Origin of the sequence: Chloroflexus sp. (assembly GCF_034434295.1) — a bacterium.
Lineage (GTDB): Bacteria > Chloroflexota > Chloroflexia > Chloroflexales > Chloroflexaceae > Chloroflexus.
Map to the genome: position 1 here is coordinate 13,797 of NZ_DAOTZQ010000095.1, position 19,619 is coordinate 33,415.

Sequence of the window (19,619 nt, forward strand, 5' to 3'; positions counted from 1 at the left end):
CCCCTACTGTCATCTAGCGGTATATCGTTCAAGTGCAGCATCAGGATTGTCCTGCCCCTGGTTTGCCGGTATGGAAGCGAGCAGCGTCGGCAACCATCTCCAGTGCCGTCACGCGGATTGATGGCCTTGCCCATTCGTCATGCGCGTATCGCGGCGTTTGGAGTGCGGCAGCCGTGCTTCTTGCTATGCGTGTTTCACACTGTTGCCCTGCTGGTCACTGGGATGCCGGGTATGCTCGTCACGTATTTACTCTATGCGCCGGTCCGGTAAGCTGATTTTAGCATAGATTTGTGAGCTGAAGACGCTTCATCTCCTATTCCTACAGTTGCATAACCGGCGTTCCCCTACCGACGAGCGAGTGTGATAATGGCCGGCACCCGGTCGAACATCCAGAACGCGAAGACCATACCGATGATTGAAACACTTAATGCCCACGCGACCAACAACCATAGCGCACTCAGCCACCATCCCACCAGAACAAACCAGAGCGCACGGATCAGGAATGGACGCTGGGGGACACTGCTCTGGTAGACCTGATTGCCGACGATGACAAGGTTATTTCGCTGCGGGGCAAGCGTGACCACCTGCGGCATCCGATTGAGCATCCACAGCCCAACCGGTAGCCCAACAATGGTTACGCACAAAATCCATCCAATTGCGGCCCAAATCCCGCTAAACCATAATCCGAAGACGAAGAAATAGATAACGCGGATCAGGATATGAGGGCCGCTGCGTTGTTCAATCTTGATTGGCTGCTGTTGCACAGGTTGCCTCCTTTCCAGTATCTGTACATTTACTGATACGCCAGAAATGTCAGTAAGTTGCAGCAGTGAACGTTGCCATAGAAAATAGAAAATGAGTAGATAGGAAATAGATTCGATGGTGTTATTATGTGTGATAACAGGCTGGTCATGTATCAGGCATTCGGTATGGCGTGTGGTGAATGTAACAGCATCACGTCCACACACCAGTTTCGCCCGTGGATACCGGGGTTGTTCCATCCTGTAGTGCTGTTCACTGGGCAGAGTGTCCTATCGCGCTCAAGTTACTCGATCTGCGAGTAGTGATATAATCAAAAAGTGACAATTATCACGCTCTTTACATGCGAGCCACGTTATGGATACACCGGCAATCGAGACAATTGATCTGGTCAAGCGCTATGGCAACCTCACGGCCCTTGATCATGTCAATCTACAGGCTCCCTCTGGCAAGATATATGCGTTGCTTGGCCCAAACGGGGCCGGCAAAACAACACTCCTCAGCATCCTGACCACATTGTTGCCGCCAACGGCAGGTACGGCACGCATCCTCGGCTATGATGTCAGTCGCGAGGCTGCCGAGGTGCGCCGTCGCATCGGAGTAACCTTTCAAGAGATGGTGCTCGATCCTCTCCTGACCGGTCGTGAGACGCTTGATTTTCATGGTCGTCTCTATCGCTTGCCGGCAGCAGTGCGGCGACAACGGATACGCGATCTGGTGGAGCTGGTTCAGTTGACTGACGCGATTGATCGTCCGGTTAAGAGCTATTCTGGCGGTATGAAGCGTCGCCTTGAGCTGGCCCGTGGTTTGATGACCGATCCGCAGGTGTTGGTGCTCGATGAGCCGACGCAGGGTCTTGATCCGCAAAACCGGGTGAATATCTGGCAGTATGTGCGTGATTTGAACCGGCAGCGGGGTATGACCATCTTGCTCACCACGCATGCGATGGACGAAGCGGAAGCGTTGGCCGATCTGGTGGGAATAATCGATCACGGTCGCCTGATTGTTGAAGGTCAACCAACCGACTTGATCGCATCCCTCGGTTCGGATGTGATTCGGGTGCGAGGGCAGGGTGACTCTCACCATCTGACCAGCGTGATATGTGGTATTGACGGCGTGCAGCGGGTTGAGACCGATCCAACAGAAGGATTGATGCTCATCTACACCGACAATGGGAGCCGGCGTTTGCCGGTGGTCTTGAGTGCTGTAAGTGGCAACGGCTTTGCGATTGAAGATGTCACCCTGGCGCGACCATCGCTCGGTGATGTCTTTCTGCACTATACCGGCACGGCGTTACGTGATTAGGTGAAAGGGATATGTACGCAACCTACGTTATCTGGACGCGCCACATGCGCAAGTTCGTTCAGCAGACCGAAGAATTGTTTGGCCTGGCGCTCCAATCGGTGTTGTGGGTGGTGCTCTTTGGGGTTGGGATGCGTGGCATGATCGGTGCGGTTGGTGGCAACGACTATATGTCGTTTATCCTGCCGGGCATCATCGCCCTGAGCGCACTTGGTGGTGCCGTTGGCGGCGGCATGGTCTTACTCGACGAGCGACTGCGTGGGATTGTCAAAGAGTATCTGGCAGCACCAATTCCGCGTCTGAGTATTTTGCTGGGAAGTGCCGCCAGTACTGCAACTAAAGCCCTCTTCCAGGCTGCTCTGATGCTGGTAGTTGGTTTGCTAATGGGAGCACGCCTGAGCGTGAATCCTATCGGTTGGCTGGGCGCACTGGCGTTACTGGCGGTATTTGCTATTGGTTTCAGTGGCCTGGCTCTCGGAGTTGCGGCTATCTCGCGCAGTATTGCCGGGTATCACGGGATGATTTTTCTCTTTAACCTACCCCTGTTGTTCGCTTCTAACGCACTCTACCCGCTCGATGTATTACCAGGCTGGATGCGGGTGATTGTGCTGATTAATCCGGCTACCTACTTCATTGATGCGGTACGGGCACTGGCGTTTGGTACTGCGGCTACCTTACCGCTCTGGCTTAGTGGCCTGATCCTGATCGGCTTTGCTGCTGTCAGCATGATGTTTGCGCTAACGCTCTTTCAGCGCTCGTTGCGGGCATAGATCATCTCGCCTCGTGCAGGCTGTATAACCGCTTAGAGCTTGTCTCAAATCTGGTTTAGTGTCAGTCATAACACGCTATTTACCGTCACCCTGACTCTGTGGTTGTGAGCGCTATGCCACGGTGGGTAAGCGCTGGTATACGCTGGAAGCGCAAGCCTGCGGCTCGCTCACCGGCAGCGCTGGGAGCGCACACCTCTGGCGCGCTCCTCTCCTGCGCTATCCGGCGCCGCCGGTTCCTACCCCCAGCGGGGTCAAGGTAGGGTGAGGGTGGGTCTGCATACCCTGCGAGCACACGCCTCCGGCTCGCTTACTGATCGCCTACTGGGTAAGCGAGCCGGAGGCGCACTCACCACCGGAAACAACCGGCTGCCCTCAATCAGCTCGCGACAGCGGGAGTCATCACGCACCAGCGCTTCCCTGCCCCCAGCGGGTGAGGGTGAGGGTGGGGGCCTGCCGCTTATCACTGCTGGACGATGCACACTTTCTGGAGAATACTGTTGCTAGATAGTGTTGCCCGTGGCGCATCATTTGGAGTGCGGCAGCCATGCTGCCGCACCAGCCGCACTCGCGATCAGGTGTGGGGTGCAGCGGTACGGGTCATGGTGATACTACGCGTCTAGAGCGCGTCTTTCTGGTCTAACCATCCGTGATGAGCAGACTGCACGTGAGCGGTGGTTCGGATCGAGGGGCAGACTGGATGCTTGCCCCCTGCATTTGTCCTGTGATGGTAGTACAGGTGGTCAGGGTTTGATAGTACCACACCCCACCAGCGTGGTCGGATCGATATTCTCCTCACCACGCCAGACCTGGTAATCGAGATGAGGGCCGCTGGCGAAGCCCGTATTGCCCATCAGGCCGATCACATCACCCGCCTGTACGTATTGCTCGTCGATAACTGTAACTACCGCGAGGTGGGCATAACCGGTTCGCCAGATGCCATCCGGCGCCATGACCCAGACGTGATGCCCGGCGGGGTAACTATCGAGGGTCACGCGAACAACACCATTGTGGGTAGCGACAATCGGGGTATACCAGCTTGATCCCGGCTCGGCAATCCCGTCGCCGTTGCCATCAACTGCCAGATCGACAGCACCCCACACCTGGGCCGGGGCATGGGTTCCCACACCGTATCCCTGCGTGATGACCACCTGTCCCGTTGTGGGTTGTACCGGGCAACCGTGGGGACCGGCTTCATCGAGGTAAAAGCTGGGGGTGGGGATTGGGGTAGGCGTCCGTGGCGGGAGTGGTGCGACCAGGGGGGCCAGCACATCAGCAGTTGGCGTGGCAGGTATTGAGCGAGCGGCATGCGGAGCAGTTGGTGATGGCCGAATGATGTCAGGGGTTGGCTGACGGCCAGAGGCATTGAGGTCCACGCCGACGTGATGTATGGTTGTGCTGAGCAGTTGCTGCTGCGCACGTTGCCACTCGGTCATCACCAGCGGGCTAAGTGCCAGCGATGTTGCCAGACCGGCTGTGAGGAGAAGTGGGGTTAGATAGGGTGATGAAGAACGTTGCTGGAATGGGGGGAAAAGGGTTGTCGGCGAAAGTCCCAACACCAGTGCAATTGCTTCGACTTCGTGATTGCTGAGGTGACGCAGACCATACTCTGCCTCAGCAATCGCACGTGCAGGAATTCCACTCAGAAGAGCCAGATCAACAAACGTCAGATCACGGGTTCGACGAATAGAGCGAAGTGTCTGCATACCTGTCCTCTTGCCACAACACGATTAGCTTGAAGATAGCACAATCGTGCAGCGGGCAAGATGACAGAATGCAGACAAATGACGCTTTAATCACCCTTTGCCATCTGTTCTTTCGCGGCGTACTCAGCTTCCAGCTCGGCCAGTTTGCGCTTGCGCTCACGCTTCTCCAGACGATTTAGGGTGATGTAACCGGCCAGGATTGATACGAAGAGTGCTGGCCACACCAACCACGCAAAGCTGATTTTGATACTGATCGCAAACAGCAGGCCGAACAGACCAATAAATACGCCACCGGCAGCCATGTACACTTCAAAGCTGGTGCTGGTCAAGTAGACTTCATCCCGCGGACTGAACCGTTGCTGTCGCGCCATAGGTGTACCTCGTTTGTGGGGAACTGCCAAACCTGTACGTCTATGCTAGCACAAGCGCCCGGCGGATGGTAGTAGGTGAAACTATGCACTTTTTGTGCAATTTCTGTGCTTTTATGTCAAACGTGTCCAATCAAAAAGGGGCAACGGTCAGTCGCCCCATACAGTCTACCGGGCCTGTGCTGCGGGCTGTCCTCTCCCCTCAATCAGCATGCGTAGACGGTCGAGCTGAATCCGCATGTCTAGTGAAGCAAAGATTTGACCAAGACCGACAACAAAGACGCGCAGACTCGGATCGGGCACTTCATACTCAACCCGATTTTGCACAATCGTGCGGTCGCCATCGGCAAACCAGCGCCAGAGTTCTTGCCCACGCCAAAGACCATCGATGGTGAGCAGGATATGGTTACTATCGCGTTCAGTAACGGTGTAGGTCGAGCCGGCCAGCGCCAGTGATTTTAAGCGCAGGTTGTGCTTGCTTCCCAGCGTCATCAATTCGCCTTCAATTGGGTCGAGCACGACTAGCGGTGAGCGCCACTCCATCATCAGTTGGGGATCGGTCAGGTAGCGCTCGACGGTAGCGGGTGGCGCTTTAATTGAGACAAACTGTTCCTGGACAATCATACGTCTCTCCTGTGACTAAGCACTCTCAATCGTTGCGCGGTAATACTCTTCGATGCCTCGTTTCAGCATGAGCGCCGGATAACCGGTAATCGGCACGCCCAGGGGGTTGCCAACAGCATCATTTGGGCCGAGTGATACCACCTCGCCGAGTTCAACCGGCTCGTAGGCACGAGGTGCTTCTCCGCGGGCTTCGGCAGCCAATACCTCAGCCAGATGTTCACCCTGGCGCATAGCATACGACGCCGTTGGTGGTAGGGTGCCACCCCGTCCGTCTGGCACTGCCGCACAATCACCAATTGCGAAGATAGTGGTATGGCCCTGTACACGCAGATAGCGATCAACCAGCACCCGTCCGAGGCGGTCGGTAGGAAAGCCTGCGTCGGCGAGCAAGGCCGGTGCGCGTACACCTGCCCCCCATACAATTGTGCCGGCCCGCAAGAGTCGACCATCGGCGAAGCGCAGACGTTGCGGTTCGACCTGCACAACCGGTGTCTGCAAGAAGATGTTAACACCGAGGCGTTCCAGGCGGCGTACAGCCTCGTTGCTTGCCCAGACACCGAGATGGGGCAGTAGATGGTCTTCACGCTCGATCAGAGCGATCCGTACCTCTTTGCGAGGAGCGCCTGTCTGACGACAAAGATCATCGGCCCAGGCCGCCAGTTCACCGGCCAGCTCACAACCGGTATAACCACCGCCGACAATCGCGGTTGTCATCGTGATCCGCAATTCAGTGGGATCGCTGAGCGATGCGGCACGGGTGAACTGTTCAATCAGGTGCTTGCGCAGCTTAAGCGCATCAGAAAAGGTGCGCAGGGGGAGCGTATATTCACGAGCACCGGGTACCTGAAAGGCGGTTTCACTCCCCAAAGCGAGGACCAGCCGGTCGTATTCCAGCGTTTGACCGGTGTTGAGCACGACTCGCCGCTCAAGCGGATGAATAGCCTCGACGCGACCTTCGATCCGCTCGACTTCGCGCCCCCGGAAGATGGTGTCCAACTGATAAATTGACTTCTGGTCGGTAATACCGGCAGTTGCCGTGAGATGGAGCAACTGTACCAACTGATGATACGGATTCTGATCGACGACCTGAATAGTTATTTCCAGCCCGTATGCCCGACGTAGACGGGCCAGATCAAGCGCAGTCCGTAAACCGGCGTAACCGGCACCGAGAATTACGATCCGCATAGTGACAATGCTCCGTGGAACAATCGCGATTGCAGAGGCATAGTCATCGTATCCCTCTCTTTACAGCATACCACGGTCTGGTTGCCGGTCAACCTTGTAACAGAGCGACATTTCTCTCAGAGTGGCAAACGCAGAGGCCAGGATGTTCAATTGCCCATCCTACACCTCTGCGTCACTCAGCAAGCGATAAACGATCACGGCGCTGGTGGTGTCTTGGGTGGTGTTTCGACCCACTCATCAACCTTAGCCGCACCCTGTTCGACGGCATCAGCGGCACGATCGGCAGCCCGGCTAAAGCTGGTGCCCAACTCTTCTGCCGCACGGGCCAGGCGCTCGGTAAACGAACGCACCTGTTCGCCGACACGCTGCGGGCTGGGCAGGTTGATCTGGGGTGGATCGGCGGCAAAGATGTCGTCGACCACTCGTTCAGAGACATTGGCCAGCTCTTTGGGAAAAGCTACAACGGCCATTGCCACTTCAGCCATTGCTCGCCGTACCCGGCGGCGCGAGTTGCGCGGCAGCAAGACCAGCGGTACGGATGCTACCGTCAATCCAATCCGTGTAGCACCACCGACAAAGCCGGCAGCCATCTCAAACAGCCCATCGCGCTCGTTTGTCGTCTCATTGCTCATACTACAGTCCTCCTCTGCTCTGAAGAGAGCAAATGGCCCTACTTCGCCTCTTCTTTTGGCTCTTCACCCTCAGCCGCCCATTTCTCGATGCTCTTACCCGCGATCTCGGCGAAATCGCGTGGTAATGAAGCAAAGGCGTACATCAACTCTTTGGTGGCGTTACGCATGTGCTGGCGCGACTCTGGCGGCAGCAGGGCCAGGGGAAGGGTAAATACCGAAAAACCGAGCCGAACAATACCACCGCCGAATTCCATCGCCGACTCAACGAAGCTATCGTTGCGTCGCACCGGTACGCTGCGTACCCGCACCTCGCCTTCAGTCTCTGTCATCGTTGCACCTCCTCAAATACGGTCAGCCAAAATAGCCGCCTACGAGAAAACCCGAAATAATTTGAATCAACGCGACGAATGGATTTGAGGCCAGCAGATAGCGCACGTAGTTTTGTTGGGTTGGTTCCTGGTAGAGTTTGATCTGATTATAGATCGGTGCGACCAGGGCCAGAAACATAAATGCCGCTACCCAATACTGTCCCCAAATTAGCGCCAGAATCATCAACATTGCCTCGAAGCTGTTAATGGTGACGTAGGCAACGATCAGGGTGCGTTTCACCCCGATCGCTACCGTGAGCGACTGCAAACCCAGCTTCCGGTCGCCCTCAACGCTCTTGATATCGTTGAGGAAGAGCAAGCCGGCTGCCAGACCGCCATTGATCAACGCTACCACCACGCTCTGCCAGGTTAGCGGGGCAAAGATCAGATGTCCGGCCATCCAGCTCATGCTGACATAGCCCAGCCCCACCGCCGGTGGCCCAAGCCAGAAGTGCTTCTTGAGCTTGATTGGTGGCATGCTGTAGATCACTGACAACACGATCCCGACCACAGCAAACAGGACGATGAGTGGATTGCCGAAGACCAGTGAGACGAGAAGGGTGGCTGCGCCGAGTACGATCCAGTTCCAGCGGGCTTCATTCAACGAGACAATGCCGGCAGGAATGGGCCGTTGCGGATCGTTGATCGCGTCGAGATCGCGATCAAAGTAGTCGTTGATACTCTGGCTGAAGCCGGTACCCAACGGGCCGGTCATTAATGCCCCTAGTAGCATGAGCCACCAGTGATCGGGTCGCGTCCAATCAAAACCTCGCTCGTAGCCTGATGCCAGGGCGCCACAAAAGCAGACCAGCACTGGCGAGATCCATGTCACCGGATCGGCAAGTTCAATATGTGCCCGGATTTTTCGGCTGAGCGAGACACGTTGTTCAGTCGAAATCATAATTGCTTACCGCATTGCCGGGCAGAATCTGCACCGGTCACAAAACCACGACTCCGCGTTACGGCTTGACCGCCTGATACAATACGTGTTCGTACCCTTCATCGAGAGTGACATCGGTAAATCCAACCTGGCGCAACAAATCTGGATATATGGCGTGATCTTTGAATTCCAGTACCGAGAAGCCCATCCCAATCGCGCACAGGTAGTGGGTGAGGTAGTCGTAGTTGGGATGGTTCGGATCACTGATCACCATATCCAGAATCAGAATTCGTCCGCCGCTGGGCAGGGCATCGTAAGCCTTCCTGAGCAACATCGTGCAGAACTGCGCATTCATCGGGTAGAGAATGCGCGAGAAGAGGACGGCGTCGCCAGGTGGGTATGGCTCGCGGTACATATCAATAGCGACGGGCGTTATGCGGTCGGCCAGCCCTTTAGCTGCCACATTTTCACGTACCAGATCAAGGGCGCTGGGCAGATTGATCAGCGTTACCTTGAGTTGGGGGAATGCCTGGCAAAGTGCAGCCGCAATATCGCCAATGCCGCCGCCAACATCGATTAAGGTCTGCACATCGGCAAGCCGGGCGCGTTTGATCAACAATTCAGTGAACAGTTGAATATTCGAGCGGTGTAGGGTTTCGTAGAACAGACTATCTTCCCGGGTACGGGGTGGGTGTGGCACGATGCTGGTAAAATCGACCTTCCCGCGCACGACATCGGCAAGGCGCAAATAGTAATGTTCGATCAAGTCGGCAATGTAATCGACGAAAGGTACCATCGTCATATTGCGATGGCGTTCGGGATCGGCGAAGAATTGATTGGCAAACGGTGTCAACTGCCAGACGTCACCCTGCCGCGTTACCAGACCAATCTGTTCCATGGTAATCAGAAACTTCTCGAGACGCGGAGGTACCGTCTCGGTAAGAGTTGCTAAATCGGCCAGGGTGCGCGGGGCAGATGCCAGCAGATCAAACAAACCCAAATCTTTGGCGGCTTTAATCACGAAGAAGTCAACCGTGCCTTTAAACACCATATCGTAGGCGCGGTTGGTCGCCGCAAACAGATCGTGCTGGGTCAGTTCTGTTCCGTTCGTTTTTGTCGCATCCACTGATGGTACCGTCGTCATGCATTCCCCCTCGTGCACAGATGTGTGCCACTATGAAAGAACTGAAGTCGAGTCATTGGTCCTGGCAGCCATTCGGTTGAGCCAGGGCTGGAAGAAGATCGGAATAAAGCTGAGCCACCAACTGAAATAGCCGACCCAGGCAAAGATGCGATGTAACCGCTGCTGATGCGGATGATGGTGCATCGTTTGTTCCCAGCGATGGCCGGTGATCATCGCGCCGACCATACCGATAGTTGGTAGAGGGCCGGTGATCATAAAATAGACCTTCAACCAGCGCGGCTGGTGTTGTCCGCCAAATTGCTCTTCGCGAAAGAGTCGCCCAATGCCAACCAGTGCAATCAGCAGGTTCATCAACCAATCGAGCGCATGCGCCAGATTGGCAAGACGGGTGCGCAGCGTTGCTCGTGTTGGTTGCGATCCACGAGCCTCCTGCCGGCAGAGATAGAGCACTGCGGTATAACATGCGAGCGACACCCCCGACACAGCGGCCATGACGTACAGAATAATTCGGTCAAAGTGCGTTGAGTTCATGTAATTTGTATTATAGTACAAATCGGCGACATTTCAAACAACAAGTGGTGATGATCTCATCAACACGCGTTGCCACTCTCGCAACCCATCCGGGTCGCCGTACCAGGGACGGCCGTGGATGGGTGAATGATGAAGGCCGGGTACGACCAGATATTCAGCTCCAGCCAACGCTGCACAACGGAGCGTTGTAATGCCATCTCCCCACGCTTGAGCGCCGGCAGGCCCATCGATCATGACATAACTGTTGTAGGCCATCCGTTCAATCCAGCGTCCTTTGCGATTGGCCTGAATGCTTCGCCCAATGATCGAGGTGTAGCGAATGTGACGGTAATATGCACCTGGATAACTGCGATTGGTGAAGCCAACAGTTTGTCGAGTCCAGAATTCCTGACTGTGGTGTGGTGTACCGAGCATGATCAGGTGATCGACGAAGCGATGTCCGCCATAAATCTCACCTTTATAAGGCTGGTCGCCAAGATACATGCGGGCTACGGTTCCACCAACGCTATGCGCCAGAATCGTGACGGTCGCGGCACCCGTTTCGCGCAGAGCCTGGGCGACCGTCTCACGGACAATCCGCAATACCGGGCGAAAATCCCAGTCGCGGGTCAAGGCCCAGCGCAGGCGTCCGATGGGGGTCACGAAGACCCGAAAATCAAATGGGGGCCGTGCTAGCGCCTGGGCCAGCGCACTAAAGTCGTTCGGACTGGTCAGATAACCACCGATGATGACCAATGGACGAGTCATACTTACCCTCACCCGGCATCAAACCAGAGTGGTACCACATCACGTGCGCCGTACCAGGTTGCCGGTGCATTGTACGGTGCGTGACGGGCACCTTCCAGGATCAGGTTATCGGCGCCGGCCAGGTAGCAAGCCGCAGTTGGTACGATACCGTCGCCGATGAGATTGCCGTTGCCGAACGATACTTCATAGGAACGATAGGCAATCATCTCCTCCGGTGAGCCAAAGCGTCGCCCACGCACGCTACGCCCCGCAACAGCCCGATACCTGATATGGGGAAATGCCGCACCCGGATAACGGGCTTCGAGCCAGTCGGCAAATTGCTTCACCCATACCTCTGAGGTGGCGTGGGCAGTCCCTAACGTTGTCAAACTTGCTACCACCTTGTGCCCGGCATAACGCACACCCTGGTATGGCTCATCGGCCAGATACGCACGGGCAATCCGGCCACCGGCGCTGTGTCCGATTAAGTCAATTGTATCGGCGCCGGTTTCGCGTAATGCAATCTGCACCGTTGCTGCCAGGGCATCAAGCGCCGGGCCAAAGTTGGGGTCGCGCAGTGCCAGCCAGTCAAGCCGGCTAAAATTGACGACGTAGACGATACGATTGTACGGCGGCGCAGCCAGGATGTGCGCCATTCCGAAGTAATCGGCGGGTGACGATAGCCACCCGCCCATGATCACCACCGGACGAATCATAGCTTACTCTTTATCCTCAGAACGCTCTGGTTCAGTCGTGGCCTCGGTTGAACTGGTTTGTGCAGTCGATGTGGCGTTGCTGTTACCGTTGCCGTTATCGGCCACGACCTTGATCCGCCGAATCGTCTGATTCTGTGGTTTGGACGGTTCGCCAGGCAAGGCGTTGATGACGGCGTTACACAGATCGCCACCGATACGGAACAGTTCCTCGGTCTGGAAGCGCAGCCAGTGGCCGTAGAAGTTGAAGACCTTTTCGGTGGTGGTACGCACTTCACGGGTGAAAGCTTCCAGTCCTTGTGGTGGGAGAGCACCACGGGTATACGATCGTAAGAGATAGCCGATGGGCTGAATATCCGTTGGTAATTCATCACCGGCCAGGCTGCGTTGGATCGGTGTCGAAGGCGCACCCTCGCCATCGCTTGCCGGTCGATAACTCGCCGGCGCAAACCCGCGTGGTGTCGGCGTAAACGAGGGAGTACCGGGTGTGTATGAGCGTGGCGGTGGTGTGTAGGCCGTGCGTGATGACACCGACGGTGTCCCTTCATCGGAGTAACGTACCGGTTCTTCGTAGGTCAGCCCGAAAAAGCGCTGGAGCCAGCCGGGCATCCAGCCGGGGCCGGCGGCTTCCCGGCGCTGTGATGTTTCATCGGTCAGACCGAACCATCGGCGGACAAATCCGGGTAGCCAGCGAACGGTGTCATTGTCCTCATTGAAGCGATTCATACCCGCTCCTCTCTATCACGAGCCAAAGGCAAAGAGACGGCGACGTTGCGGCACATACGGTGCAAAGCAGAAGTTGATAATCTGTTCCAGATCATCGTTGGGATAGCGACGATCAAGTGTCGCAATTGAGTCGAGCACGTAGAGTAGTTGTTCAACCGGTGTTTCTGGCTTGCAGCGCACGAGTTTTTTAATCAATACCCGGCGTAGTGCCAGGCTGTAGCGTAATGATGTGGTTGCTAACCGGGCCAGTAGTTGATCGCGCACGTCAATATTTTTGGTTAACCGATCCAGCCAGCGGGCAAGCCCCAGTCGTTCACTCCGATCAAGGTAATAGTTCACCAGATCGGCTAATCCAACTACTGAGGTTACGCTGATCACCTCTGCCCAACGCTTGGGAAACGAGAGGCGATTAAAAGCCGACAATGACTCCAACTGCTCGATTAACTGACATGCTGAGTGGTACGGTTCGCGTTCAAAGGTGCGACGTAGACCGGCTTCGCGCTCGGCCAGCATTGCCACGGCTTCACGTACCACACCATCACTATCGTCGTATCCCCCGTGGTACAGATGCATCTCGTGGGCCAGTTCGTGGAGTGCAATACCAACACTCCCATCTTCGTCCCAGCGCCCCAGCAGCACTACTGAACCGGAACGTGGTGAAAAACTCCCGCTATCGCTCCAGGCAGTGTCGCGAACGGTATCCATGGCCTCGAAGGTGAGCCGTTCGGCGAGCACTGTCGGCGGCATATCAGGCCACATTTTGGTCGCCAGCCGCCGCACCTTGCCGGCCAGGCGGCGTGGACGGTATGTATACTGACCCACCGTCAGCGGACGGTCATCGGCACGTTCCATGTCAATGATCAATTGCTGACCGCCGGAACGAAGCAACAATTGCATAGACGACCCTCCCTAGCGAACACTTTTCAAAAAGAGGCGCATAATCTGAATAACCTGTTCGGGCAACTCAAATAAAATCAAATGACCACATTTTGGAACTTCCAGGAATGAGCCGTTTGGAGTCAGGGCAACCAGTTTGCGGCCATCAGCCGGACGCATAATGGGATCATTTGCACCGGCTACCAGCAACAATGGCTGGCGGATCATCCGTGCCTGTTCGGCTACTGCGTTGAGGATTTCCGGGCGCGACAATTCGGTTGCCGATACCCGGACTGCTGCCGGATCACAGTAGCGTAACCCCAGTGTGCCAAGTCGAATATCGCTAATTGACGGTGTATGTTGCGCCATGACAAGTCGTGCGTAGATGAACGGGAGCCACCACAGGTTTCGTCGTTCGATTGGCCGTAGCACTCGATTAAACACGACATCGAGCAGACGCGGGACAAACGCTGATGCCAGTTTGTTGTACGGTAGCAGGCTGAAGTTGAAGAAGATGAGCGAGCGTACCATATTCGGGTGATGTGCGGCGACGTGTAATCCGACGAACGCACCGAGCGAAAAAGCGGCCAGATGCACTGGGCCGAGATCGAGGGTACGGATTAACGCCTGGAGATCGGCGCTAAAGCCGGCCACCGTGTAATTCTGGCGTGGATCAGTATCCGAGAAGCCATGTCCCTTTAAGTCGTAGCTGATCACGCGATAGCCGGCCTGAGCCAGCGGATCAACCACGTGGTGCCACCAAAACGACGAACAGTCCCAACCGTGGATCAGCACGAGTGGCTGACCATCAGGTGGACCAACATCCTGGTAGTGATGCACAACACCGTTCAACTCAATAAATCGGGCACGGGCCAGGAGCGCTCGTTCGCCTTCCAGTCGTCGCCGTTCGCGTCCACTCAGGCGACCGGCAAGGCGAGTTGCCACTTCATTCGCGTAAGCGACATACTTTGCCGTTGGCGATGCATCAACCGGTCGTGCCGGCGGTCGCTCAAACGGAACAGGTTGGGCAAGGACTGACATACGCGCCCCCTTCGCTATTCTACCCACAACCGAAGCTGTTCCCCTTCAACTCTGGCCCGTAACCGCCCACCATCCACCAGACCAGGCAGGAGTACATGGCGACGCATCTGTCCGAGCTGGACAACGACTTCTTCGCTGGCCACAGCAATGTCAAGCGCTTTGGGATCGAGGAATGGAATCAGGAGGCGTATGTCTCGCTCGCTGCTTTGTGGACGCGGTGGCTCAGTCGTAAAGATGTCGCCATCGCGGTAGAGTGCTGCTCCGCGCAATGCCCATGCATCCCGATCAGTTGGAGTCAGATCAAGCTCTCCGATCCGCAGCAATGGCCTGGCCCGGCTGGTTTCATGACTAAAGTCGTGACGGCTCTCGTCATCAACCTGGTCAGGCGATCCATTCACAATGACTTCATCACTGGTCATACCATAGAGGCCAAAGGCGGTCAAAGCCGAACGTAGTGGCGGCAGGCGCAACTCTGGTGGCAGGACAACCATGCGCACCCGTGCACCGCTTTCGGTTTCCAGCCGTGCCCGTTGAGTCTCCAGCTCAATACGTAATTCCTGCAGGGGGGCTGTGGCACTTGGGGCCAGAATAGCCGCCGGGATCATCGCCTGTTCCTGAGAAGCGCGTGATTTTCCTGGTCCCCGGTCGAGGCCGAAGATGAGACGGACTGCCCATCGCAACACATCTGGCAGTGTCAGCGCCCGGATCAATGCATCGGGTGCCGGGCCGTCAAGGATCAGCAGATCGAAGCGACCTGACTGCCGGGCACGTTCGGCAACCAGCATTGCTGCTACCGCATCAATACCGGGAAAAGCGGGTAATTCATCGGGACCGAGGTCTCGCAAACGGGCAACCAACCCACTCCGAAGCGAGGGACGCACCTGCTCCCAACGGCGTGCGACCTCCTCGTGGGGATGCATTTCCATTGCCGCGAGATTCGGTTCAAGTTCGAGTGGGCGGGCACCGAGGCTCTGGTGCAACAGATGCCCAATCAGGTGCCCTGGCCCACTCGACGCCAGCAGCGTGCGATAGCCGCGACGGGCGGCGTGACAGGCCGTTGTGAGCGCAGCCGCGCTCTGTTGGAGCTGATGATGAGCAGTAAAGATCAGTGTGCGCATGCGAGTGCTCGCGACCGGTGCTCAAGGCAACCGGCATAATCAACCATACGACCCCGAGCAAACCAATTCGCTCAGGCTGCTTCCACTTGCTGCTTATTGGCGGTGCGCACAACATTTGCCTCATAGAAGGCCAGGCGCAACACTCCATCTTCGTACCGATAATCACCAAGGGTGCAGTCGTACAAAACGCGCGGCAAAGCGATGGTACGCTCCAGGCGCCCAACGACAATCGTCAAGTCGGGGCCACTGTGAGTTACCTCAATTGCCTCACCAGGATCAAGAAATGGCAGGCGCAGACAGAGATCATACTGACCAGGCTCGCCGTCATCACTCCATTGCTCCAGCCAGATTGGGCGTTCGTCGTACAACAATGCACCTGGATCAACCTCGCCAAACGTCAGCCGGCCCACGTGTAGCAGCGCCTCAACCCCAATCGGCTCACCACCCTGCAACACTGTGCGGAAGATTGGTGTTGGGGCAAAACTGCTTTCAATTTCGGCCAGGTACTGCTGCTGGAGATTTACCCAGTAGTCGAAGTACGGGCCGAGATCGGTGCGATGGGGCAAAATCTTATTAACCAACACGGCATCTAATTGCAAGCCATACAGGCTCAGGAAGGTGTACGCCCGTCGGGTTTCGAGCAGGGGTAATCGTTCAGGATTCAATACTAGCCGTACCGATACATTCGAGCTGACTAAAAAATTGGCCAGTTGATCCATCCGCTCCAGCAGTTTACCAACCTCTTCAAAAAAGCGGTCGTCGGGCAGATCGCGACGGAAGGGACGCGCAACATTCGCTATTCCGCGATACACCCGGAAGAGGCGTTTGCCAGCTTCACCACCGATAATCATTTCGGGATACGCCAGGAGCCGCAGGGTATTACCGGTAGGTGCTGTATCAAGCACTATCGCGTCCCAACGTCCACTCTGGGCCTCGTCCATGACTCGTTGCAGAGCCAGAATTTCATCAAGGCCGGGTTGATTAGCCAGCTCAGCAGCCGTCGAGCGTTCGATCCCTCGCGCTGAATAGGTGGCGGTTACGAATTGTTGGAAGCCACCCAGATTTTGCCGCCACTCGTAAATGGTATCCACCTCAAGGCCATATAGATGAGGTGCCAGTGGCGTTGGTCGATCACGACTAATCGCGATCCCCATGACATCGGCCAGCGAGTGCGCCGGATCACTCGACAGCACCAATGTCCGGCGACCGGCCTGCGCCAGCATCACCGCAGTCGCCGCCGAGAGGGTTGTCTTACCGGTGCCGCCTTTCCCGGAGTAGATAATGACGCGCGTCATAGTTCCTCATGTGCCTGCTGTATTGTGATACCCCAACCCCATTACTTTATTCGGCATCGCTATCGTTGTGGCCGTTACGTGTCTCAGGCGTGATGCCTGTACCACTGCCACTCACCGTTGCCGGACGGTCGGTGCGATTAACAACAATTCGTCGTACCGGCATCGACCCATCCTGCCCACTATCAAGCGTCTCCGCCCGACGGATACTGATGGCCCGTCGTACTGGTTGGGTCGCCGGTGTTGCCGGGTTGTCTGCGGCAGCTGGAGCGGTTGTCGTTGGCTCTGATACAGGGGCTGGCGATGATTGGCGGACGGCTGCCCGCACGGCGATCCGCCGTTGAGTTGATTCAGCGGTCGATTGCTGTTCGGTAGGTTCGGCAAACCGCACTGCCGCTCGTACAACCGGTCCGACCGGTGCCAGTGGGCCACCTTCAGCCTCTTGCTGCGCCGCAGCGTAGTAGAGACCACGCATCGCATTGCGCCGCACCCGTGGGTCTTGCATGTTATTGAGCAGCTCGGTTGCGCCACTCAGGATTTCACTCGCTCGCCGCATCCCGCGGGCAAGACCACGCGGAACTTCAAGCATCAGGCGCAGCGAACGACTCACCTCGTACATATTTGGCTGTTCGGGCAGGGTCGGCAATGGGCCAACCGGTGCCGGTGCCGGTGGTGTCTCTGGCGACATACCACTCCCACTGCGCTGACGTTCGTAAGCTGCAATCAGGTTCCCCGGCGAGGCCGGTGTTGCTTCATCTTCCTTATCAGCCGCGCCAAACTTCCACCACGGCTTCTTCTTTGGTTGTTGCGGTGCTGGATCAGGCATCGGTGGTGGTGTTGGTTCAGAAGCCAGGAAAAATGGAGGTAGCGGCTTTCGCTCAACTGCCGGAAATTCTGCTTCAAATGCCTTGACTAGCTCTTCATCGGTGATGCCGGCTATTACCTGATCACCGACCCAGGCCACCATTTTGGCCAGCACATCCACGTCCTCAACCGGCATATAATCGAGTGTATTGATAATGACTCGCTCCGGTTGACCGGCTTCCTGGACTTCGCCGAGGGCCACCCGGCGTTTGCGCGGTGGCGTTGCCGGTATCCGCAGGGCCAGACTTACCCGCCCGTGCCACGGATCCCAGGTCTCGGCGCGAACCACGTCAACATCACTCCACGGAAAGCCATCAACAGTATCATTAAAAAAACCACGCGCCCACAGAATCAGCCGCCGGTCGGTCAGCGCAACGAAATCGGCGAGTGCGAGGCCACCAACGCGACGTCGTTGTTCGTCGAGGAGCGTGCCATCGAACAGTGCCAGCAGGGTCTCGCCTTCTTCAAGCAAACCGCGTTGCTGCATCTCTTCGACGCTGGCCATACTCACATTAACTCCGAGAAATGGTCTCATACCTGCTCCTTGGGCGGTTGCGACCGCCGATGATTGCAACACTTATGTCGTTCGATCTTGATCGGCATCACCCGATCCACTCAACGCTGCCAGCGACGTGCGGTGGAGAGGGGTTGTCCGACGGCGGAGCGGAATCTCGCGCCGATCCGTGATGTTCAATGGTGCTGAAGCCGTTGCAGCCGGCTGAGTCGTCGCCGGTTCGCGCGGGGGTGTGGTTCGTCGGCGCAGCGGAATCTCATGGTAACGAGGCGGTGCTTGTGTTGCTTCAGGCGTTAGTGGCTCAACCGGTGGTGAAGGTGCAGTTGACGGCTGATTCCCCATCTGCCGGTTAAGGAACGCCAGCGCAATCTGTTGAGCTGCCGGATTATTTGCGACAGTCTGAACTAAATCATTGACAGCACGAATAGCATCGGTCAATTCACGAATACTGGTCGGACTTAAATCAAATGGCAAATCCGCCTCGCGTAACGTTCGCCGCAGCGTGTCCCATGCCGAACGAGCGAGGCGACCAGCAGTAAAGATTTGATTTGGCGGCAGGGTAGCCGGATCAATCGCAAAGAGTGCATTTGGCGCTGCCGGGGTGCGTGCAGCACCTCCCGGCCAGCGGTATGGAGTTTCATCTATGCGCAACGCATCTTCAGAACCATAAATAGCAGCACCAAGCGCTGTCATCACATCAGGGGCGGCTTGCCGGGCATCGATACCGGCAGCAAGTGCCGATCTTGCCGTTTCGGCTGCCGTTCGCAACAATACCATCAAGGCCGGCACATACGCCTGTGCTACCAGAGTCAGCGTAAAAATCTGATCATCGGTATCTGGCGCACTAAAGCCCATCGTCACTGCGCCGTGGATCGGATCAATCCCGCGCCCATCAATCAACGTCAGCTCATGCAATGGAAAGGCATAACACAAATGCCGGCCATAATCTCGTGCCCACAGGATCACCCGCAAATCGGTGATCAGACAATAATCGTGCAGCGTCGGGCCGCTCAGCCGCTGTCCTTGCTGATCGACCAAAACGCCATCAATCGCGACTAGCACTTGCTCGTCAGGATCGAGCACATCTAGTCGCGTAATCTCTTCCAGATGAGCCGGTACGGTGGTATGACTGTAGTAGAGCAGATTAATCATAACGCTCCCGAGGGATCGGCGTGAGGCGACAGAACGCACGCCTCACGCCTGCCCGCCAGCCTAGCGGTTGAAGCGCGAGCGAATGCGCTTCGGACGGAAGCCGTTGCTCGGGCTGCTGCTGAACGCTCCCTCGCCCGAGCCGCTCCGGGACACGCCCGGGTAAGCATTGCGGTTGATGTTGTCAACCGCTGCCGCGGTGGCCTGTAGCGCATTCGAGACCCATTGCCAGTGGCCCTGGAACATGATGTCGCCGATTTGCGCCACCTGCGCCGACGACTCCGAGAACCAGCCTCTCGTCGCCATGCACACACCTCCTTATCAAACGGACTCC

Annotated in this window: 22 protein-coding genes; 2 read left to right on the forward strand and 20 right to left on the reverse strand. The window is 56.7% G+C overall.

The features are described 5' to 3' along the window. Positions 1–344 precede the first annotated feature (344 nt). A complete protein-coding gene (locus VAE57_RS13500; RefSeq protein ID WP_322822395.1) occupies positions 345–764 on the reverse strand; it encodes a YccF domain-containing protein in 420 nt (139 codons plus the stop codon). 352 nt (positions 765–1,116) lie between these two features. On the opposite strand from VAE57_RS13500, the gene VAE57_RS13505 reads away from it, so the two are divergent. Further along, on the forward strand, positions 1,117–2,064 hold the full coding sequence (locus tag VAE57_RS13505; RefSeq protein ID WP_322822396.1) for an ATP-binding cassette domain-containing protein: 948 nt from the start codon (positions 1,117–1,119) through the stop codon (positions 2,062–2,064). 11 nt (positions 2,065–2,075) lie between these two features. After that, positions 2,076–2,831, forward strand: coding sequence for an ABC transporter permease (locus tag VAE57_RS13510; RefSeq protein WP_322822397.1), 756 nt, complete (start codon positions 2,076–2,078; stop codon positions 2,829–2,831). 740 nt (positions 2,832–3,571) lie between these two features. Here VAE57_RS13510 and VAE57_RS13515 read toward each other — a convergent pair. The 19 genes from VAE57_RS13515 to VAE57_RS13605 form a co-directional block, all read right to left on the reverse strand. Further along, complete coding sequence (locus VAE57_RS13515; protein WP_322822398.1) at positions 3,572–4,534, reverse strand: peptidoglycan DD-metalloendopeptidase family protein; 963 nt, start codon at positions 4,532–4,534, stop codon at positions 3,572–3,574. An 86-nt stretch (positions 4,535–4,620) separates the two neighbouring features. After that, on the reverse strand, positions 4,621–4,905 hold the full coding sequence (locus VAE57_RS13520; RefSeq protein WP_322822399.1) for a hypothetical protein: 285 nt from the start codon (positions 4,903–4,905) through the stop codon (positions 4,621–4,623). A 165-nt stretch (positions 4,906–5,070) separates the two neighbouring features. Beyond that, positions 5,071–5,526 carry an SRPBCC family protein gene (locus VAE57_RS13525; RefSeq protein WP_322822400.1) on the reverse strand — a complete coding sequence of 152 codons (456 nt, stop codon included), beginning with the start codon at positions 5,524–5,526 and terminating at the stop codon, positions 5,071–5,073. Between the two features lie 15 nt (positions 5,527–5,541). Continuing rightward, positions 5,542–6,711, reverse strand: a complete 1,170-nt coding sequence (locus tag VAE57_RS13530) for an NAD(P)/FAD-dependent oxidoreductase (RefSeq protein WP_322822401.1) — start codon at positions 6,709–6,711, stop codon at positions 5,542–5,544. A 194-nt stretch (positions 6,712–6,905) separates the two neighbouring features. Further along, complete coding sequence (locus tag VAE57_RS13535) at positions 6,906–7,343, reverse strand: hypothetical protein (protein WP_322822402.1); 438 nt, start codon at positions 7,341–7,343, stop codon at positions 6,906–6,908. A gap of 38 nt (positions 7,344–7,381) precedes the next feature. Further along, positions 7,382–7,672 (reverse strand): hypothetical protein, encoded by a 291-nt coding sequence (locus VAE57_RS13540; RefSeq protein ID WP_322822403.1) that lies wholly within the window; start codon positions 7,670–7,672, stop codon positions 7,382–7,384. 22 nt (positions 7,673–7,694) lie between these two features. After that, positions 7,695–8,612 carry a (bacterio)chlorophyll synthase gene (gene bchG, locus VAE57_RS13545; protein ID WP_322822404.1) on the reverse strand — a complete coding sequence of 306 codons (918 nt, stop codon included), beginning with the start codon at positions 8,610–8,612 and terminating at the stop codon, positions 7,695–7,697. A 58-nt stretch (positions 8,613–8,670) separates the two neighbouring features. Beyond that, entirely contained in the window at positions 8,671–9,735 is a 1,065-nt protein-coding gene (gene bchU, locus VAE57_RS13550) for a bacteriochlorophyllide d C-20 methyltransferase BchU (protein ID WP_322822405.1), read from the reverse strand. Between the two features lie 30 nt (positions 9,736–9,765). Continuing rightward, positions 9,766–10,266: a hypothetical protein gene (locus VAE57_RS13555; RefSeq protein WP_322822406.1), complete on the reverse strand. Its 501-nt coding sequence runs from the start codon at positions 10,264–10,266 to the stop codon at positions 9,766–9,768. 33 nt (positions 10,267–10,299) lie between these two features. After that, positions 10,300–11,013 carry a lipase gene (locus VAE57_RS13560; RefSeq protein WP_322822407.1) on the reverse strand — a complete coding sequence of 238 codons (714 nt, stop codon included), beginning with the start codon at positions 11,011–11,013 and terminating at the stop codon, positions 10,300–10,302. 8 nt (positions 11,014–11,021) lie between these two features. After that, positions 11,022–11,708, reverse strand: a complete 687-nt coding sequence (locus VAE57_RS13565; protein WP_322822408.1) for an esterase/lipase family protein — start codon at positions 11,706–11,708, stop codon at positions 11,022–11,024. Between the two features lie 3 nt (positions 11,709–11,711). Beyond that, entirely contained in the window at positions 11,712–12,431 is a 720-nt protein-coding gene (locus tag VAE57_RS13570; RefSeq protein WP_322822409.1) for a hypothetical protein, read from the reverse strand. A 15-nt stretch (positions 12,432–12,446) separates the two neighbouring features. Next, on the reverse strand, positions 12,447–13,328 hold the full coding sequence (locus VAE57_RS13575) for a hypothetical protein (protein WP_322822410.1): 882 nt from the start codon (positions 13,326–13,328) through the stop codon (positions 12,447–12,449). Between the two features lie 12 nt (positions 13,329–13,340). Continuing rightward, on the reverse strand, positions 13,341–14,348 hold the full coding sequence (locus tag VAE57_RS13580) for an alpha/beta hydrolase (protein WP_322822411.1): 1,008 nt from the start codon (positions 14,346–14,348) through the stop codon (positions 13,341–13,343). 14 nt (positions 14,349–14,362) lie between these two features. Then, positions 14,363–15,466: an ArsA family ATPase gene (locus VAE57_RS13585; RefSeq protein ID WP_322822412.1), complete on the reverse strand. Its 1,104-nt coding sequence runs from the start codon at positions 15,464–15,466 to the stop codon at positions 14,363–14,365. A 71-nt stretch (positions 15,467–15,537) separates the two neighbouring features. Next, positions 15,538–16,761, reverse strand: a complete 1,224-nt coding sequence (locus VAE57_RS13590; protein WP_322822413.1) for an ArsA family ATPase — start codon at positions 16,759–16,761, stop codon at positions 15,538–15,540. 46 nt (positions 16,762–16,807) lie between these two features. After that, positions 16,808–18,157, reverse strand: a complete 1,350-nt coding sequence (locus VAE57_RS13595) for a hypothetical protein (RefSeq protein WP_322822414.1) — start codon at positions 18,155–18,157, stop codon at positions 16,808–16,810. 42 nt (positions 18,158–18,199) lie between these two features. Then, on the reverse strand, positions 18,200–19,288 hold the full coding sequence (locus tag VAE57_RS13600; RefSeq protein ID WP_322822415.1) for a hypothetical protein: 1,089 nt from the start codon (positions 19,286–19,288) through the stop codon (positions 18,200–18,202). 60 nt (positions 19,289–19,348) lie between these two features. Further along, complete coding sequence (locus tag VAE57_RS13605; RefSeq protein ID WP_012256036.1) at positions 19,349–19,591, reverse strand: bacteriochlorophyll c-binding family protein; 243 nt, start codon at positions 19,589–19,591, stop codon at positions 19,349–19,351. Positions 19,592–19,619: the final 28 nt, after the last annotated feature.

Bases quoted from the DNA above. Each gene is read 5' to 3' on its own strand.
- VAE57_RS13505 (WP_322822396.1), top strand. From the start codon at position 1,117: ATGGATACACCGGCAATCGAGACAATTGATCTGGTCAAGCGCTATGGC.
- VAE57_RS13510 (WP_322822397.1), top strand. From the start codon at position 2,076: ATGTACGCAACCTACGTTATCTGGACGCGCCACATGCGCAAGTTCGTT.
- VAE57_RS13515 (WP_322822398.1), bottom strand. From the start codon at position 4,534: ATGCAGACACTTCGCTCTATTCGTCGAACCCGTGATCTGACGTTTGTT.
- VAE57_RS13520 (WP_322822399.1), bottom strand. From the start codon at position 4,905: ATGGCGCGACAGCAACGGTTCAGTCCGCGGGATGAAGTCTACTTGACC.
- VAE57_RS13525 (WP_322822400.1), bottom strand. From the start codon at position 5,526: ATGATTGTCCAGGAACAGTTTGTCTCAATTAAAGCGCCACCCGCTACC.
- VAE57_RS13530 (WP_322822401.1), bottom strand. From the start codon at position 6,711: ATGCGGATCGTAATTCTCGGTGCCGGTTACGCCGGTTTACGGACTGCG.
- VAE57_RS13535 (WP_322822402.1), bottom strand. From the start codon at position 7,343: ATGAGCAATGAGACGACAAACGAGCGCGATGGGCTGTTTGAGATGGCT.
- VAE57_RS13540 (WP_322822403.1), bottom strand. From the start codon at position 7,672: ATGACAGAGACTGAAGGCGAGGTGCGGGTACGCAGCGTACCGGTGCGA.
- bchG (WP_322822404.1), bottom strand. From the start codon at position 8,612: ATGATTTCGACTGAACAACGTGTCTCGCTCAGCCGAAAAATCCGGGCA.
- bchU (WP_322822405.1), bottom strand. From the start codon at position 9,735: ATGACGACGGTACCATCAGTGGATGCGACAAAAACGAACGGAACAGAA.
- VAE57_RS13555 (WP_322822406.1), bottom strand. From the start codon at position 10,266: ATGAACTCAACGCACTTTGACCGAATTATTCTGTACGTCATGGCCGCT.
- VAE57_RS13560 (WP_322822407.1), bottom strand. From the start codon at position 11,013: ATGACTCGTCCATTGGTCATCATCGGTGGTTATCTGACCAGTCCGAAC.
- VAE57_RS13565 (WP_322822408.1), bottom strand. From the start codon at position 11,708: ATGATTCGTCCGGTGGTGATCATGGGCGGGTGGCTATCGTCACCCGCC.
- VAE57_RS13570 (WP_322822409.1), bottom strand. From the start codon at position 12,431: ATGAATCGCTTCAATGAGGACAATGACACCGTTCGCTGGCTACCCGGA.
- VAE57_RS13575 (WP_322822410.1), bottom strand. From the start codon at position 13,328: ATGCAATTGTTGCTTCGTTCCGGCGGTCAGCAATTGATCATTGACATG.
- VAE57_RS13580 (WP_322822411.1), bottom strand. From the start codon at position 14,348: ATGTCAGTCCTTGCCCAACCTGTTCCGTTTGAGCGACCGCCGGCACGA.
- VAE57_RS13585 (WP_322822412.1), bottom strand. From the start codon at position 15,466: ATGCGCACACTGATCTTTACTGCTCATCATCAGCTCCAACAGAGCGCG.
- VAE57_RS13590 (WP_322822413.1), bottom strand. From the start codon at position 16,761: ATGACGCGCGTCATTATCTACTCCGGGAAAGGCGGCACCGGTAAGACA.
- VAE57_RS13595 (WP_322822414.1), bottom strand. From the start codon at position 18,157: ATGAGACCATTTCTCGGAGTTAATGTGAGTATGGCCAGCGTCGAAGAG.
- VAE57_RS13600 (WP_322822415.1), bottom strand. From the start codon at position 19,288: ATGATTAATCTGCTCTACTACAGTCATACCACCGTACCGGCTCATCTG.
- VAE57_RS13605 (WP_012256036.1), bottom strand. From the start codon at position 19,591: ATGGCGACGAGAGGCTGGTTCTCGGAGTCGTCGGCGCAGGTGGCGCAA.